The 18,520-nt window shown below is 41.0% G+C and carries 10 protein-coding genes; 9 read left to right on the top strand and 1 reads right to left on the bottom strand.

All coding sequences use genetic code 11. The annotated features are described in order from the left end of the window. Positions 1–35: 35 nt before the first annotated feature. Entirely contained in the window at positions 36–773 is a 738-nt protein-coding gene (locus BGO42_RS00070) for a hypothetical protein (protein WP_177735283.1), read from the bottom strand. 721 nt (positions 774–1,494) lie between these two features. On the opposite strand from BGO42_RS00070, the gene BGO42_RS00065 reads away from it, so the two are divergent. The 9 genes from BGO42_RS00065 (at position 1,495) to BGO42_RS00025 (ending at position 18,273) form a co-directional block, all read left to right on the top strand. Then, complete coding sequence (locus BGO42_RS00065) at positions 1,495–2,964, top strand: transcriptional regulator (protein WP_273247115.1); 1,470 nt, start codon at positions 1,495–1,497, stop codon at positions 2,962–2,964. A gap of 15 nt (positions 2,965–2,979) precedes the next feature. Continuing rightward, positions 2,980–4,449 (top strand): transcriptional regulator, encoded by a 1,470-nt coding sequence (locus BGO42_RS00060; RefSeq protein WP_273247116.1) that lies wholly within the window; start codon positions 2,980–2,982, stop codon positions 4,447–4,449. Positions 4,450–5,927: 1,478 nt separating this feature from the next. Then, a complete protein-coding gene (locus BGO42_RS00055; protein WP_273247117.1) occupies positions 5,928–9,059 on the top strand; it encodes a phage tail-like protein in 3,132 nt (1,043 codons plus the stop codon). 213 nt (positions 9,060–9,272) lie between these two features. Then, entirely contained in the window at positions 9,273–11,339 is a 2,067-nt protein-coding gene (locus tag BGO42_RS00050; RefSeq protein ID WP_273247118.1) for a phage tail-like protein, read from the top strand. Positions 11,340–11,512: 173 nt separating this feature from the next. Further along, complete coding sequence (locus BGO42_RS00045; RefSeq protein WP_273247119.1) at positions 11,513–12,979, top strand: thioredoxin-like domain-containing protein; 1,467 nt, start codon at positions 11,513–11,515, stop codon at positions 12,977–12,979. A gap of 42 nt (positions 12,980–13,021) precedes the next feature. After that, the gene (locus BGO42_RS00040) at positions 13,022–14,242 is read left to right on the top strand and encodes a T9SS type B sorting domain-containing protein (RefSeq protein WP_177735272.1); all 1,221 of its coding nucleotides are present in this window, start codon (positions 13,022–13,024) and stop codon (positions 14,240–14,242) included. Between the two features lie 63 nt (positions 14,243–14,305). Next, positions 14,306–15,220, top strand: a complete 915-nt coding sequence (locus BGO42_RS00035) for a PorP/SprF family type IX secretion system membrane protein (RefSeq protein WP_177735270.1) — start codon at positions 14,306–14,308, stop codon at positions 15,218–15,220. Between the two features lie 21 nt (positions 15,221–15,241). Continuing rightward, on the top strand, positions 15,242–17,455 hold the full coding sequence (locus BGO42_RS00030; protein WP_177735268.1) for an OmpA family protein: 2,214 nt from the start codon (positions 15,242–15,244) through the stop codon (positions 17,453–17,455). A gap of 413 nt (positions 17,456–17,868) precedes the next feature. Continuing rightward, positions 17,869–18,273, top strand: a complete 405-nt coding sequence (locus BGO42_RS00025) for a hypothetical protein (protein WP_273247120.1) — start codon at positions 17,869–17,871, stop codon at positions 18,271–18,273. Positions 18,274–18,520 lie beyond the last annotated feature (247 nt).

Here is an 18,520-nt window from a genome sequence, read left to right as displayed (position 1 = left end):
GAAGCGATTAGCCGATAAGGAATTACTGTTTTTTATTATTTAATATCCACGAGACTGTATTTTTCCACTTCTTTCGTTTTGTCATTAAAGATTAATTTGAATTTGGAAGTGCTGCGGATATAATAATGTGAAATATCATCTTTGCTGATCAGAACAGAATCCGTTTTATTTGAAATAACGTCCATGCTCAGGTGACTTTCTTTTGCTGTACGGGCATCATTCTGTGCCGCAGTACTAAGGAAAAGCACTAAGATAAACAGGTAACCGTATATGGCATGTTTGTTATAAAACACAAACACGGTACTAACGGTAAGCAGCAGTAATGAAAAAAACAAAACCTGTAAATTGTTAAAACCGGTTACTTTCAATACGGCTGTAGTGGCAATCAACGCCAGGCCAATAACAGCCAGAACAGTCCTGTGCCATTCGGGGCGCAGGGTTATCAGTACGGTTATGGCCATTGGAACGGCAATTAAGATACTTTGTAAAAAGAATACATCTTTGTCAAACATCAGATAGACAATGTCGTCAAAGCAATAGCAAAAGCGGAAGTAATTGGTATGGAAATAGGCAAGAAACTGACTCCAGTACAGCAATATACTTAAAGGAAGTATGGCTGTAAAAGCGATAAATACGTTTGAGAAATTCAGCGTTTCAAGATCTATCCGTAAATTTTTTATCTGCTTATCTATTCGTACAAATTTAAGGCGTGATTCCTTATTGAATTTTTTGAAATAACCGAAGAAACGGTTAGTTTGGTTTAAAGATTGCATGGCAATAGCGTTAAGTTGTGTTAGGTTCTTTTGGGGCAAAATAGTTATATTGATTACCAGCTATTTTTCTTTTTGTTATTTCTGTAACAAAAAGAAATAATAATAACTTGCGATTACAATATTAACTTTAATCGTGCAATTATTGAATTTATTATACAAAATGTTAAGAAAAATATTTTGGTGTAATTCCGGACATTGAGTATGAATAAAAACAGTACCGATTTATTTTGATAGCGATGCAACCAATTCGTGCTTTAGAATACCATCCTTAACGGATTTAATCGAAAATACAGAAAATATTCCGTCGATTTAGGAGATTGTCGCCTGAGGGCATGTAAAATTAAAACATTTTTTTTAAGTAAAAAAATAGTAATTATTACAAACAGGTAGGTTTTTATTAACTAAATTTGTCACCATTATTATATTTACTGTTATTTAACGGCACAAATTAACAATTTGCGTAGCTGTAAGTAGGTAAAAAGGTAAACAATATTTCCCCCCTCGTTTACCCCTTAAATCTACAATTTGAAAGAGTCCGGAGTGTTTTATTCAGACAAGCTGTCTTGATCAGGTTGTTTTATCATTGTTGTTACGCTGAAGCATATATCCTCAGCACTTCCCCCCAATAACGGTTTGATAAAAAGTGTTTTAAAGATTAAAGCACAAGAAAGTATTGGGAAATTCCCTTGGAACAGATTAATTAATAAAAGAAATAATTCCTATGAAAAGAGCCCTACTTTTCATGCTGTTATTCGTGTCAGTAGATGGTATTCCCCAGAATAACATTAATGCCATTGACCGTTTGTTTAAACATGCAGTTAATATCGAGAATGAAAACCCGCTTCTGGCGCAATCGGAAGCTTTAGAAGTTATTCTGCTCTCCCGCCAGCAGCACTATAAAAAAGGGCTGATGCTGGGTAACCTTTTTATAAGTGAGAGCTATGTTCGGAGTAAAGATTGGGAGAAAGCACTCTTTTATGCTACAGAAGCCGAGAAAAACACTGCTGCTACGGACAGCTATTATATGTCAAAAGCACTGCGCTTAAAAGGTTTGGGGCTTGGTCAGCTGGGATTTTACCAGACCGCAACAACGCAGCTGGATAAAGCGGTGTATTATGCGAATAAAATAAAAAATGAAAACGATAAAAACAGGAGTCTGGGGTTTATTTATGCCGATTTTGCAATCAATCATGAAGAAAAAGACCAGCAGGAAGATTCGGTAAAGTTTTTTTATGAAAAGAGCCATACCTTTTTTATGAAAATGGGCGCTACCAACCCTCATAAAAACAGGTGCCTTGCCTTTTCCAATGTAAATTTAGGTTCCTTTTACCTGAAGAAGCGGCAGTTTCAAAAGGCTGAAACCCATCTGCAATTTGCTGCGGAACACGCAAAAAAGCTAAAACTGGACTTTATCAAAATTCAGGCGCTTTCCGATCTGGGTTCGCTGCACTATTACCAAGAAGACTATCTAGCTGCTAAAGAATATTACCTGCAAGCCCTTTCGGAAGCGAAAAACAAGCAGCGTACCTTTTATATAAACGACCTCTATTACAACCTTTTCCGGGTATATGCCGAGCTCGAGGTTCCGGATAGTTCGAAATATTACCGCATACAATATATCGCGCTGAATGACAGCCTGGCAAACTTTCACAAAAGAGCTGTTAAAACATCATTACGGCTCTTTTTAGATGAGGAACAGGATCACATGCAGCTGAGCTTTAAAAAACTCTCTTTTATTATTGTTATATGTGTATTGGTTATCCTGTTATCCTGCATTTACATTAAAATCAATTATAAAAAATTCAGTAAGACGCTGCTGAAAAAGTGGGAAATTGAAAAACTTTTAAAAGAAAAAAGAGAACTGATAAAACAACTGAAATCCAGGAGTAAGAATAAGGAAGCAGACACCAAAAAAATAGTACAGCTTGCCATTGAGGGCAGTCCGCTTTTCTTTGTAAAATTTAAAGAAATGTATCCGGAATTTTGCGATAAAATAACCGAAAAATCACCTGCAATAGTGTACAATGAATTGAAATTCTGTGCCTTGCTAAAGCTTAGGTTTTCAACAAAAGAGATTGCAACCTATACAAAAAGTACGTTAAAGGCTGTTGAATCCAAAAAATACAGGCTCCGGAAAAAATTAAACATCCCATCGGAGGTAGACCTGTATGAATGGATCGCAAAAATGTAATTTATACAACGGAACATGAAAAAGAAATACTTGATACTGTTATTTATTCTCGGAACAATATACAGTAGTACGGCTCAAAATTATACCCAAAAACAGGTTGACAGCCTGCTAATAGAGGTACAGCGGCTGGGCGACAGTATTCCCGACAAAGCCATCCTGAAAAGCCTGGAATGTTACAGTTATGCCCTGAAAATAAACTACAAAAAAGGTATGGCACTCAGCGCCCTGCTTGCCGGGAAGAATTTTTTCGATACCAGCCAGTATGACAAAGGGCTTCATTATACCATTAAAGCACAAAAAGCACTGGAAGAAGTAGACGATTACAAACTGTTATCGGAAGCATTCCGGCTAAAAGGCATTTGCTATACGGCGCTGGGATTGTCCCGGGAAGCCGGTATAGAGCTAAAAAAAGGACTGGCTGCGGCAAATGAAATTAGGGTAACGGACGATGCTTTACGGCAAAAAGGACTAATCTATACCGATATGGCGGTAGACTTTGACCGGAACGGCAAGCCAATCGATTCTGTTGTAAAATATTTTACACTGAGTTACAGGCAGTTTGACAAGATCAAAGAAGGAAAAACAAGGGCAGTAACCCTGTCGTTGGCGAGTGCCAATGTGGGCGCCTGCTTTTTAGCCTTAAAACAATACGATTCTGCAAGGATCTATCTTGAAAAAGCAATCTGGCTGGCAGATGAGATACAATACAACTCGGCAAAGCTGTATGCCCTGATTGATTTTGGGAACATGGAACTGGAACGCAAAAACGATGAAGCGGCAGTAGCGTATTACCTGCAAAGCCTTACGCTTGCCAAAAAGCTGAAAAAAGCAGAACTCCTGCGGGATGTTTACCTGAACCTTTCAAAAGCTTATGGCAGACTGGGAGCAGACAAAGAGGAAGAACGGTATTCGGATAACTATATCCGCCTTAACGACAGTATTTTAAAAACACAAAAAAGAGCAGTGGAAGTACCGGTCAGGGAGATTCTACAGACCCGGTATTCCAAATTTGAAAAAGTCAGAACAATAGCAACTGTTGTGGTGATCATCATTGTATTGCTGGCCTTGTTTTTATTCTATTTAACCGTCCGGTTTCACCGTAAGATAAAAAGAGAAAGTAAGGTCATCACCGAAAAAAACGAACGATTGCTGGCCAAAGAAGAGCTATTGCAGAAAGAGGTGATCCTGAACCAGGTGAATCTGGAAAAAATAGCCCAGTTGGCCAAAGAAAATGATTCCGAATTTCTGAACAATTTTGTGGTCATCTATGCCGATTTCTATGATAAACTGGTCAAAGAAGTACCCAACTTAACGGCAGCCGAATTTAAAATCTGTGCGTTGTTAAAATTAGGATTCTCCATTAAAGAAATTGCCTTATATACGGATGTAACGGTTCGTTCGGTTGAGTCAAGAATATTCCGGGTACGTAAAAAAGCGGCTATTCCTTCCGATAAGGACATCAGCTTATGGATCGCAGAATTTTAAGCACAGATGGTACCGGTATATTTATCGGGTAAACAACTTTCAGGGCTTCCGGTATTGTTTTTTAAATGACATTTCGGCTATATTGTCACCAAAAACAGGATTTGACGTACCGGAAAATTGCTATGAAACACTTATTTGTTCCCGGCCGGCTTCTTTTTATACAGGAAGCCGGCTTTTTTTGAGCGCTATTTTCAGGATAAACCAGAAAAGGAAAGCGATTTTTAGGCCAATAAGCTTTGCAACTATTTGTAATACTGTTTTTTAAGTTTGTGAGTAGATGTGAGGGCGTGAAATGTAAGTATTGAATTAAAAATTTACTCACATTTGTTATGAATTCACCGAAAGGGTGTTTCGAAAATGTAATCAGAATAAAAAAATGAAAAATTTTATTGTTTGGCTTTTTTTTAGTGTTTTTATGGTTTCCGTGGTGAGTTACAGTTTTGCACAGGGAACGTTTCCCGGATAGCAATGCGGGATCCGTTTCAATTCGAGTGATAAATGGCTGGTAATGAATAAAATGTAGCTTTTAGGGGATCATGCTTCTGGGAGAGGCAAAGGAAAAAAGGCAAAGAGCAAAGAATAGCAAAAGGCAATAGGCAATAAACAAAGGGTATCACAGGTATTATGGTTTGTTTACGCTTTGAATAGTAATGTGTTGTAAAGGATAACAAATAACAATAGAACAACGGGATTTCCCTTAAAAATATTTAAAATATAGACAGGGGAGTGTATAAACTGTTTATGAGATTTAATGACTTTTTTTATTATCTCCGGATAAGATTATTGAATAATGGCAATCCGCTATGCCTTTCTACTGTATGAAAATAAGGCTTTAGTGTGTTTGATAATTGATTCCGGAGATTTTTAACTATCAGGAATGCGTTTCGTTATGGCTTTATGTGCTATTGCGAAGCTGTAAGCAGGGATAGTAAAGGATGAGTATTACTTTTTTATACATTAATTTTTATTTTTTTGTTTGAGAGCAGCTTATGGATGGGGAATAAGCTGCTCTCTTTTTTTTACAGCAAGATATATAATCTTCTGCTGCGTATTTGAAAACAATACGTTATCATAAGCTGATTGCATAAAAATGACTGTCAGTGTGTTAGTGATATTGTCAGAACTGTTTTACATTAAAAATAGCTGTAAAATGCTAATGTTTCGGCTGTATTTACCGCACTTTTTTTGCCTGAAGAGTATAAGGATGGCATAAATTCCTTTTTTTATCCGGACAACGTTACTTTTTTACTCCTTTTTTGGTACTCAAATGGCATTGTTGTGAGGTTTTGAGTATAAAGAAATAAGATGTTATTGTATTGGTTTTCAGTGTTTTGGTGTTTTTTTTAAGCGTTGCGTATATAAGTGGGGATGCTTATGCGGTATATCTTGTTTAGAATGGCTCACTTTGCATCGAGAAGTTAATGTAATTAGGTGCGGCATCTGGAAAGTGCGGCACTCTTTTTTAAAATCATGAATGTATGAAAAATAAATTTTTACCCTTACTTTTTTTATTGTTAGGTGGTTATGTGACTTATGGGCAGGTTGGTATTGGAATCCAGTCACCTGATGTGTCTGCACAATTGCATGTTGCAGCAACTAATAAAGGGGTTTTAATTCCTAATGTGTCGCTTCAAAGTTTAACGAGCAGCAACCCGATATTAAATAATGGAGGAATACCGAACAGTTTATTGGTGTTTAACAGTGCTACGGCAGGGACGGCACCCAATAATGTGACACCGGGGTATTACTACTGGTATGATAACAAATGGAATCGAATCGTTATTTCCAGTGAAGCAACCCCGTCTGAAGGTGTGGTGATCTATAATCCGACAACAAATATATTTACCTATATTGATGGAAACGGAAATCCGGTTGTAATTGATTTTGAGGCAATTGTTAAAACCTATGAAACGATTACCACATTGGTCAATACAGCCAGTGGTGTGTATATATATACGAGTGAAAATAATACGGCAACCACCATTGATGTGGTCGCCGATGTGATTAACAATGCGAATACGATTCTAAACAGCCCGAATTTTTTAACCGAGTTAACGACTATTATCCAGAGTCAGGAAACACTGACCAGTTTGACGTATGATCCGGCAACACACATCTTAACCTATACGGATGAGGATGGTGTGCCCAATACACTGAACCTGTTAAGTTTGGTAAACGATACGGAAACCTTAACTACATTGGTGTACACTCCGGCAACGCACACACTGACTTATACCGATGAAAACGGTATTCAGACAGTGATTGACTTGACGACACTGGACACGAATAACATCAACCAGACGTTGGCAATCGATACAAACGATAACCTGGCCCTGACCGATAACCAGGGTGTGGTGGTAACGATGCCGGTTACGGATATTTCCAGCAACAATACGTTTATTGATAACCTGACGCAGAATTCAGAGTTTATTACGAACCTGACAACAATTATCCAGAATCATGAAACACTGACCAGTTTGACGTATAACCCAACGGCTAATACACTGACGTATACGGATGAAGACGGTACTGCTAATACACTGAATCTGTTAAATCTGGTAAGCGGAGCGGAAACCTTAACCACTTTGGTGTACACTCCGGCAACGCACACACTGACCTATACCGCAGAAAACGGGGTTGCTACTGCCATTGATTTAACGACACTGGACACGAATAACATCAACCAGACATTGGCAATCGATACAAATGATAATCTGGCTCTGACCGATAACCAGGGTGTGGTGGTAACGATGCCGGTTACGGATATCGCCAGTAACACTACGTTTATCGATAACCTGACGCAGAACTCAGAGTTTATTACGAACCTGACAACGATTATCCAGAATCAGGAAACACTGACCAGTTTGACGTATAACCCAACGGCTAATACACTGACGTATACAGATGAAGATGGTACTGCTAATACACTGAATCTGTTAAATCTGGTAAGCGGAGCGGAAACCTTAACCACTTTGGTGTACACTCCGGCAACGCACACACTGACCTATACCGCAGAAAACGGGGTTGCTACTGCCATTGATTTAACGACACTGGACACGAATAACATCAACCAGACATTGGCAATCGATACAAATGATAATCTGGCTCTGACCGATAACCAGGGTGTGGTGGTAACGATGCCGGTTACGGATATTTCCAGCAACAATACGTTTATTGATAACCTGACGCAAAATTCGGAGTTTATCAATGATATTACGAATATTATTACCACGGAAGGATTAAATAACATTAACCAGAGTTTGGCAATCGATACAAATGATAATCTGGCTTTGACCGATAACCAGGGCGTGATAGTAACGATGCCGGTTGCAGATATTGCCAGTAACAATACGTTTATTGATAACCTGACGCAAAATTCGGAGTTTATTACAAACCTGACAACAATTATCCAGAATCAGGAAACGCTGACCAGTTTGACGTATAACCCAACGGCTAATACACTAACATATACGGATGAAGATGGTACTGCTAATACACTGAATCTGTTAAGTCTGGTAAGCGGAGCGGAAACCTTAACCACTTTGGTGTACAGTTCAGCAAACGGTACGTTGACGTATACCGATGAGAATGGAGATTCTACTGTAGTTGACTTGACCGCTTTAATAAACGGGTTGGATACAAACAACATCAACCAGAGTTTAGCGATTACCAATGATAATCTGACGTTGACCGATAACCAGGGGGTAGCGGTAGCGATGCCGGTAACGGCTATTTCGAGCAATCCTACGTTTATTTCAAACCTGGTAACAAATCAGCAGTTTGTAAATGAAATTACCCAGATTATCGATGCCGAAGAGACTACCACAACCATAACCGGTACTGTTCCCGGGCACCAGATTGCCGTTTATACGGATGAAGACGGTGCCACAACAAACATCAATGAAACGGTAACAGCATTAGCGTACAACGACACAACACATAAACTGGTGTATACGGATGAAGCGGGTACGGCAAACGAACTGGCAATGCAGGATCTGGTGGGCGATGCTGAAACCTTAACCACATTAACGGTAAACGCTTCCGGTAATAGCGGGGCTGGCAGTCTGGATTATAAAGATGAAGACGGAACAACCAATGTACTTGATTTAAGACCGTTAATAAAAGAACCGTGGTTTAGTGTGACGAACAGCATTGGCGCAACATCCAATATGGAAGATGTGTATACTATGGGTTGGGTTGGTATCGGACATGCCGCGCCGTCCGGCTCTTTAAATGAAAAGCTGCGCGTAAACGGGGCGATCACCACGACAAACGGATACTATGCCGATTATGTTTTTGAAGATTATTTTGATGGTGCTTCCGATCTAAAAGCAGATTACAAATTCAAATCGCTGGAAGAAACAAAGGCATTTATAAACAAAAACAGACACTTGCCGGGCATTACTCCAATCACGAAGCTGGAAAAAACAAAAGAAGGATACTCCTTTAACATCTCGGAACTTTCCATACAATCGTTGGAAAAAATCGAAGAATTGTACCTGCACATTATTGAGCAGCAGGGACAGTTGGATGCCAAAGATCAGGAGATAAAAGCATTGCAGGAAAGAATGGACAGCCTTGAAAAAAAGCTGACAAAACTAGGAATGTGATTTGAGGTAGTTTTTCATTTTGGGGAAACTGGTGTTGGTAATAACACTGGTTCCCCGGAGTGAAAGAATATCCGGATAGAACAACAACGGTGAAGAGTCTGCCGGATGGAATAGGAATGAGCAGTTTAGCAGAAAAAGAGGCAGACGCTTTTGTTGTTTCGGTTTGTTTTTCAAACCATATAATTAAGAAGGAGTATGAATAAAACATATATTATGAGGAAATTAAATACTATAAAATCAAATTTTATTCTGGTTTTGCTAATCGGGCTGATTAGTTTGACAGTCTCAGGACAGGTTGGTATTAAAATCAGAGATAACAGTGTTCCGGGCACTCCGAGTAATCCGGCACCGGGCGCTTTATTTGAGGTAGAAAGTAATATGAGAGGAGTATTGCTGTCCCGTATGACAACAGCAGAAAGGGATGCTATTCCAACGAGCTCGCTGATTAACGGGTTGACGATTTTCAATACCACAACCAACTGTTATAATTATTATCAGGAAAGTATACATACCTGGCTGAGTATGTGTGGTACGCTGCCACAGGCAAATTTAGCGGTAGCACAATGTAGCGCCGTAACGGTTCAGGGTGTTTATAAAGCGGGCGAACCGTTAAACCAGACCCATTTTATAACGGTTCCGGTAACGGTAACCCAGCCGGGTACCTATGAAATAACAGGAACAGCCAATGGCTTTTATTTTGAAAAAAGCGGGACTTTTCCAACGACCGGGACTTATACTTTAACGTTACAGGGTGTTGGAACACCGGTAGCGGCAGGAACAGAAACCGTGACGATTTCGATCAATAATGTGGTACAATCCTGTACATTCACGATTACCGTGATTCCGGCTGCTACAGAATTTTCCATGCTTTGCCCTTCAATAACGGTGGGGGGAAGCTATGTACAGGGTGTGGCGCTGAATGCTTCGAATACGCTAACGCTAACGGTAAATGTTACCGCAGCAGGTAATTATATGATCAACACCAATACCGTAAACGGCTATTCGTTTAGCGGTTCGGGTAACTTTACCACTTTAGGCAGCCAGACGGTTGTGCTACAGGGAAGCGGTACTCCGGTAGCTCCGGGAACCAATACAGTAACGCTAACCGGAAGTGCCACTACAGCTGGTAGCTGTACGGTTAACATTACGGTAGCGGTACCACCGGTATCTTATACCATCAATTGCGGCGGTATTACGGTAAGCGGCAGTTATATGACGGGAACCGCAATGACAGCGGCCAACAAAATGACAGTACCGGTAACGGTGGCCAGCGTTGGAAGCTATACCATTTCTACTGATGTGGTTAACGGTATCTCTTTTTCCGGAAGCGGAACCTTTTCAACGGTAGGAACCCAGGTGGTAACACTCATGGCAACAGGTGTACCGGTGGCGGCAGGTTCGTTTCTGTTTACCGTAAGCGGTGTGGGTAACTCCGGAGCCAGTTGTACAAAAAGCATTGCCTTTACCAATATGTACCGTACAATGCGGGTATTGGGATTAGGAATAGGATTAGGACAGCCGGCAACAGCGCAAACAGGCTATTCACCAAAAGAAATACTAATGTCGACGGTAAATTTCGGACCAAGTGGAACGGTACCGGTTCAGGGAATAAGCTTGTTTAATGGCGGTACAAACCAGGGATATTCTCTGAAAAGCACTATCAACACTTATAATATTGATATTGTTATTGTAGGAACAGGATATAGCCCTTCTGCGGAAACGACTTCAGTATTGAACAATTTTGTCAAAAATAAAAAGGGAGTACTGATCTATGCATCAAATGAAAGCAATTTTACACAGGAGCAGAATTTGGTAAACACCATCTGTGGAGCTTCGGCAACCATTAATGCGCAGGGAGGAGGTTCTATTTCGGCAACTGTTACAAGTGTATCCGATCCGATACTAAACGGTCCTTTCGGAAATATTCAGGGATTAAAATTAGGTCAGGATGGAAGTGCCCAGCGTAATTACATTACAGGCGGACTGCCGGCAACGGTAGCACCACTGGCAATTCATCCGACATTGGCAGGTGTATTTGCATTCAAACATAATACATTAGGATTCTTCTACTGCGGAGACGGAGTCTGGGCGTCAGGAAGTTCAACCCACGAAAATTTATATAGTTATCCGGCTAAAATTGATGCAAGCGGCAGACCGCAGCCAAAAGCCTATGCTCCTCCGGGAACCACAGTATACAACAGTTTACTTTATGCAAATACATGGGCATGGGCAATTAAATATGTTCAGGAAAATACAGATTCAGGCTATTTGATTCCTTAATTGAATTTAATGGAATCAGAGCAAAGCGTTGCTCTTCCGGCGGGCTGTCAATACAGTACCCGGTTGTGAGGAGCAACTGCTATAAATCCGGCGGGCAACAGGAAGATGGAAAGTTCCGGTAAAGTAAACCCAAAACAATACTTTAATTCAGGCTAACTAACTAAAAAATAATTATGACATCTTCTTTGGAAAAAACGTTTTGGATGCTTTTCGTCTGTCTGACCTCCTTTTTTATAAAAGTGAATGCTGCTGTTAAAAAAGAGGAAAAGAAGATCCCGTTAAGCATCACGCTGGCCTCCGGTTACAGCATCAGTATTACCGTTCTGGTCCAGGACGGCATCGGGCAGAAAAAGATTATCTCCGGTAAAACCATTCCGAAAGGAAAGAAAGAGATTTTCAGGATACCCGATAAATACCTGTCCGGAGAGGTGATACTCCAAACGGAATATGTGAAAACAAAAGGAGACGTCCGAAAGAAGAGAATGCATTTTTTAATTGTAAAAGAAGCTTTGAATATCGTGATAGACCCGTTAGGAAGTGCTTTTTTACAGTTTGAAATGTCCGATCTGGAAAACCCGGTTTTTTCCGGTTTTTTACAAGAGCAGGAAAACAGAGTGGAAGCCATACAGGCACTGGAACACGTGCTTGCAGGGAAGACAAAACCGGTAAAAGAAAGACAGGCTCAGGAGCCGTATGAAAAATACCGGCAGGCGGTAGCGGAATACAATGACTGGATTAAAAAAGAAGCAGCAAGGCACCGGGAACTGTATGTTTCGCATCTGTATGTTTTTTTCCGGTATCCGGAGTATCGTTTTGATAAAAAAGGAATCAGGATTCCGGACAGTATTGTGGAACAGTATTTTGACAATATGGATTTTGAAGATCCGCTGTTGGTCACCACCAACCGGCTGTCAAAGTATTTCCAGAACTATATTGACCTGTTTACGTTGCAGTATCCGGAAGATTATGATGTTCAGGACAGCCTGGTGCTGGAAGTTTCCCGCAATATCGTGGGAAAAGTATATGCCGGGCATCCGTTGGTATACGGCTGGGCAGTAGATTTTTTATATAAAGGCATTGAAAGGGGGCAATATCCCAGAGCGATGGCCTACATTGAAAAAGTAGCTATGGAAGGGAATTGCTGGGTAAACAATGTGGAACTGGTCCGGTTAAAACTGAAAGGATCCAAGTATTTGAATGTGGGCGATAAAGCGCCGGATTTTGTTTCCAGAACAGAGCCCCGGTCGAATTACCTGAGTCCGAAATTCCAGTTGTACACAACCCTGCCCACAAAACCGTACCGGCTGATTGTTTTCTGGCTGGCCGGCTGCGGACATTGTCTGGATCAGATTAGGGAAATGGCTTCCTTTACCAGGCTAAAGAAGAACAGTGATTTGCTGGAAATCATCGCCATTAATATTGACGAAGATGAGGAAGCCATTCCTTTAAGAAACAATATTATAACCGCTAATCCGGATTGGGTGCAGCTGGTGCTTGATGGCGGCGTTTCAAATGAAATTGCCAGAAATTATGTGGTCTATCAAACCTTGACAATGGTACTGCTGGACAGTAAAACCAATGAAATTAAAAGTATTCCGAATGATCTGATCGAACTGGAGGAAAGCCTTCCGTACAATTAGTCAGATAGGACATAATGATAGTTAACTTTAAAAAATAACAGAATGAAATTTTATTTAAGTGCCGTTATTTTATCACTTTTTTTTACCGGCAGTGTTGCTGCCCAGACCATCAATACCGGTGATCTGAAAATCAACCCGGGAACGGTTTTTTCAACTCATTTTGATTTTGACAATGAAGTAACCGGTGATGTCGTAAATGACGGTGAATTGATACTTCATGGTAATTTCAATAATGACGGTTTATTCACCTTTACGCCTTTATCCAATTCGGGATTTACCCGTTTTGAAAGCAGTTCGGGCGCGCAGACCATTTCCGGCTCGTTGCCCAGTGAATTTTACAGTGTGCTTTTTAACAATAATACCATACAGCCGGCCTTTCTGCTCACCGGGGCTATTTCTATAGCCGGAAATGCAGATTTCTATGAAGGTATTGTAGATGTAGACGGTTCCGGCGGAGAAATTGTTTTTGAAGCAGAGGCTACCCAAAGCAATACAAGCGACGACAGTTTTGTGGACGGTACCGTAGGGCGGAAAGGCAACAATGCGTTTGAATTCCCTTTTGGTGATGCCGGTTATTTCAGACCGATGGCCATTAGTAGCAGCGGTAGTCCCGGTAATAGTTTCGAAGGGCATTACTACCTGGAAGGTTCCGATGCTTTATATCCGAACAACCAGCGGCAATCCATTATCGAACAGATAGACAAAACGGAATATTGGAAATTTGAAAGCCAGGAAACCAGTATTGATCTGGCTTTAACCTTAACCTGGAATGAAAATACTACTCCGGCAACCTTTATTAACGGAAACCCGGATACGGTATTCGCCATTGTGCGCTGGGACGTAGCGGATGCCGAATGGAAATTCTATCCGTCGGCAGTAGATCCGGCCAATAAAACGGTAACGGCAGCCATCAGAAATGACGGGATTTTCACGCTGGCACGGGTTTATGAAGACACACCGGACAACATCGTTATCTACAACGGGGTTTCCCCGAATGGCGACGGGATGAACGATTACTTCTTTATTGACGGTTTAGCCGATTTTCCGGATAACTCGCTGGAAATCTATAACCGATGGGGTGTGAAAGTATATGATACGCAGGCGTATGGAATTAATAACAACTGGTTTTGGGGTATATCAGAAGGAAGAACAACAATTAATAAAGGAGAGAAACTGCCAACGGGCACTTATTTCTATGTGCTGAAATATGTCACCTTAATGGGCAGAACCAAAGACAGGGTGGGCTATTTACAGATAAATTAACTGTTTCCGGGAAAAGTAAAGAAGCAAGAATATACTGTATTCCGGATTCAAAAAGAGAAACCTATGAAAAAAAATATTATGCTGCTGTTAATCGCTGTAATGGGTATGAATAGTTACGGGCAACAGGATTCGCAGTACACACAATACATGTACAATACAATGAATATCAATCCCGGTTATACAGGAACCAGGGGAGTAATGAGCATACTGGGACTGTACCGCACCCAATGGGTAGGGCTGGAAGGCGCACCTAAAACCGGTACGTTTACGATTCATTCCCCCATAACGGCCAGCGGCCAGGGATTGGGATTTTCGGTAGTCAACGATCAGATTGGCGTATCGAAAGAAACAACGGTATCGGCCAGTTATTCCTATCCGATTCAACTGTCCGCTACGGTAAAACTGTCATTAGGGATCAGTGTTTCCGGTAACTTTTTGGAAGTCGATTATAACCGGCTGACCATTCACGACAATCCCGATTCGGAATTGCGGGGAGTGATCAACCAGACGTCGCCGAATGTTGGAGCCGGAGCCTATTTTCATGCCGAAAAATGGTATGCCGGACTATCGGTTCCCCGTTTTCTGGAAACCGAATTCTATGACGATATACAAACTTCGGTAGCGACAGAAAAAATGCACTTTTATGTGATGGGAGGGTATGTTTTTGACCTGAATGAAAGCCTTCAGTTCAAGCCGGCAGCAATGGTTAAAGCCGTTAACGGTGCTCCGCTGGCGGTAGATATTTCGGCCAATTTCCTGTTTAATGAAAAATTCACTTTAGGAGTGGCGTACCGTTGGGATGCTTCCGTGAGCGGTATGGCAGGTTTTCAGATCTCGAGAGGACTGAATATTGGCTATGCCTATGATTTTGATACCGAGAGACTGGGGAAATACAATTCCGGATCGCATGAAATTTTCCTGCGCTTTGATTTGATTTCGCCTCTTAAAGCCAGAATGATGTCACCAAGATTTTTCTAACTAACATGTAATTCAATAGATATGATATTAAATAGAAATCTGGTATTGGTTTTACTTTTCGGTTTAAGCAGTACTGTCGGATTCTCACAAAAACCGGATAAAAGACTGGAAAAAGCCAACAAAAAATATGAGGAGTTTTCCTTTATTGAAGCCCGGAAATTATACGGACAGCTGGTTGAAAAAGGCTATACAACCAAAGAAGTATACGGCCGTTTGGGCGACACCTATTATTTTAATTCGGACTATACCAAAGCCCTGGAATGGTATGCCAAACTAATGGATCTGGGCGGAACACCGGCTCCGGAATACTATTTCAGGTATTCGCAGGCGTTACGCGCCAATCAGGATTATTCCCAGGCATTAACGGCTATGGAAAACTATTATTCCAAAATGGGAAAAGAGGAAGAAGCTAAAAAATGGCGGTTAAAAGAATATATGGCCGCAATAGCGGAACAGTCCGGACGGTATGATGACATAACGGAAGCAAGGATAAATTCCGGTTTGTCCGACATGGGGGCAGCTTTAGTACCCAACGAAGAAACCATAAAGCAGGCGGGAGAAATTGCGCAGTTTGAAAAAGAAGAAAAAGCAAGAATAGCCAGGGAAAAAAAAGAGCAGCGAATGGATGACGACGAGCGTGCCCTGGCAGCAAGAAGTGAAACCGCTGCAAAAAATAAAAATAAGGAAGATGTGCCGGTAAAAGTATTTGAGCAGCTGCCCAAATACAAGGAAATTATCTATGCAACAGCAAAAGATTCCGGTGTTTTTATCAAACGCAAACACAACTGGAACGAAAAGCCGTTCCTGAAATTATATACCGCAACGATTAACAATGAAGGAAGACTGGAAAATGAAAAGAAGCTGCCCGGCGATATTAATGCCCGGTACCACCAGAGTACACCGGTAATTACGAAAGACGGCACCATGATGTATTTTACCCGTCTGGAATTGTATCACAACAAAAAAACAGCCGGAAAAAATAAAAAGGAAGTCAGCCAGCTAAAACTTTATCAGGCACAGAAAATCAACGGGGTCTGGACAAATATTGTACAGCTTCCGTATCCGATAAATGTAGATGGCGCTTCTTCCGGACATCCGGCTCTAAGCCCGGACGACAGCCAGTTGTTTTTTGTTTCCAACCGGAAAAATAAGATGGGAAATACCGATATCTATGTGGTAAACAGGAAAAAAGGCGGCGGTTTGGAATCAAAGGTGGAAGCACTGGACGACAAGATCAACACACTGGGCAGGGAAACCTTTCCTTTTGTAGACGATAACGGAATATTATATTTTGCTTCAGACGGGCATCCCGGTATGGGTGGTCTGGACATTTTTGCTGCGGCAAAAGACAGTAACGGTACCTATGTGGTGGTCAATATCGGCGAACCGGTTAATTCGGTCTATGACGATTTTGCCTACGTGATTGACAACGAAACAAAAAGAGGCTTTTTTACCTCGAACAAACCGGGTGGCAGCGGCGATGATGATCTGTATGAATTTCTGGAAAACAAGCCGATCCGCTTTCCGTTTAACCTGAATGCCGTTTATTTCGGTACGGTAAAAGACAGCATGACAACGGAGCCGATAGCCGGCGTGAGCGTGGTTATTTTCAACGAACGGAATGAAAAAATCAAAACGGTTTTAACGGATTCACTCGGAAAATATACACTGGATCTGCCACCGCTCAGAAACCATACGTTCCTGTTTAAAAAGAAAGGATATGCTTCCGAGAAAGTGCTTGTGGACGGGGTGAAAATTTCAGAACGCAAAGAAATATCGGTAGCCTTGTTTAACGAACTGTCGGTAATTGTGGACGATAAGGTCGTAACCCTGAAAGAAGGGGATGACCTTACGGAAAAACTAAAACTGAATCCGATTTATTTTGATTACGGAGGCTACAGCATCCGGAAATCATCCGAAAAAGAACTGGATAAAGTGATTGACCTGATTAAGAACCGTCCGAGTATTTCCATTGAAGTCCGTTCGCATACAGACAGCAGAGGGAAGGATGACTTTAACATGAGGCTTTCCAAAAACAGGGCAAAAGCGACCATCGATTATATTATCCATAAAGGTGCTATTTCTCCGGAAAGAATTTGGGGTGACGGTTATGGAGAGTCACAGCTGATTAACAATTGCGGTAATGGTGTGAAATGTACAGAAGCCGAACATGAGCTTAACCGGCGTTCGGAATTCATTATTATCCTGAAAGATCAGGCACCGGAAAAAGAATAAATAAAATAGACTGTATTAGTAAGATTTACCAATCTGTTGTTTTGATATAGCCTTCTTTCCTGCATTGTCTTGATTTATGGTACCATCGCGGTTTTTTAATGGGGGTTTAAGAAATCAATTTGTTTGGCCATAATAGTATGATGTGATCTTAGAAGAACGTGACAGGGAAGAGGTGCTATATTTATGAGCATACTGGAGATCTTAGTAAGAATAGTGTTGACCGGTAGGGTCACACAAAGTGAATAGCTTTAGCAGGAAGTTAGTTTTTTTTGGTTTTTAGGATTTACCACGGGACTGCAACCAGTGGTAAATTAAAGAAGGGGCTTTATGCCCCTTCTTTTAATAAAGGTGGTTGGTTATAGCATGACGTTTAAAAAGGAATTACAGGTAGCAATACGAAAAAAGAGATTGATATGGAAGCTAAAAGGATTAGGGTAACGGGGAAATTAGGGCGGTATATCAGCATATTGCTCACGGTATTTTTAGTGATTGAAGAACTGTTCAAAGGCATTGACCTGATTACCGGAAAGCCCGGCCTGGTCGCCATTTTTTATGAATGTGGTTTTTCTACTGAGGGGATTATGGTATTGGGAATCGTGACCGTTTTAAATACCGTTATAATATTGTTTCCGGCTGCATTTGTATGGGGCTGTTTTTTAATGGCCTCGCGATTTGTGGTCATAAGCGGTTTCTATTTGCTGGAACACCATGTCAAAGCGGCGGTTGCAGAAGGAATCTTACTGCTTTTGGTCTTGCTGCTGCTGCGGTTGGGACATCCTTTTTCGCTTTATTACCGGAATAAGAAAAACCTCCGCTAAAAAAATACCTGTAGAAATGTAATAACTATAGCGCAGTATTTTGTTTTTTTTAAACATTATTCTAAATATTATTTGTATATCTCAAAATAAAGCTTTATGTTTATCCTGTTGTAATACAACAATATACGCTCCCCATTAAAATAACATACGGTTATCACTCCCCATATAACCAAAACAAACAGCAACAGGAATAGCCTTTTGCTGCACCGGGTGTTTTTTGTGTAAACCCACAAAAAAACTGCCCGGT

The sequence above is a fragment of the Flavobacterium sp. 40-81 genome, from assembly GCF_001898245.1.
Classification (GTDB): Bacteria; Bacteroidota; Bacteroidia; order Flavobacteriales; family Flavobacteriaceae; genus Flavobacterium; species Flavobacterium inviolabile.
Note: the sequence above shows the minus strand (reverse complement) of the source record. Positions and strands in the feature narration are given on the sequence as shown.

Bases quoted from the DNA above. Each gene is read 5' to 3' on its own strand.
- BGO42_RS00070 (WP_177735283.1), bottom strand. From the start codon at position 773: ATGCAATCTTTAAACCAAACTAACCGTTTCTTCGGTTATTTCAAAAAA.
- BGO42_RS00065 (WP_273247115.1), top strand. From the start codon at position 1,495: ATGAAAAGAGCCCTACTTTTCATGCTGTTATTCGTGTCAGTAGATGGT.
- BGO42_RS00060 (WP_273247116.1), top strand. From the start codon at position 2,980: ATGAAAAAGAAATACTTGATACTGTTATTTATTCTCGGAACAATATAC.
- BGO42_RS00055 (WP_273247117.1), top strand. From the start codon at position 5,928: ATGAAAAATAAATTTTTACCCTTACTTTTTTTATTGTTAGGTGGTTAT.
- BGO42_RS00050 (WP_273247118.1), top strand. From the start codon at position 9,273: ATGAGGAAATTAAATACTATAAAATCAAATTTTATTCTGGTTTTGCTA.
- BGO42_RS00045 (WP_273247119.1), top strand. From the start codon at position 11,513: ATGACATCTTCTTTGGAAAAAACGTTTTGGATGCTTTTCGTCTGTCTG.
- BGO42_RS00040 (WP_177735272.1), top strand. From the start codon at position 13,022: ATGAAATTTTATTTAAGTGCCGTTATTTTATCACTTTTTTTTACCGGC.
- BGO42_RS00035 (WP_177735270.1), top strand. From the start codon at position 14,306: ATGAAAAAAAATATTATGCTGCTGTTAATCGCTGTAATGGGTATGAAT.
- BGO42_RS00030 (WP_177735268.1), top strand. From the start codon at position 15,242: ATGATATTAAATAGAAATCTGGTATTGGTTTTACTTTTCGGTTTAAGC.
- BGO42_RS00025 (WP_273247120.1), top strand. From the start codon at position 17,869: ATGGAAGCTAAAAGGATTAGGGTAACGGGGAAATTAGGGCGGTATATC.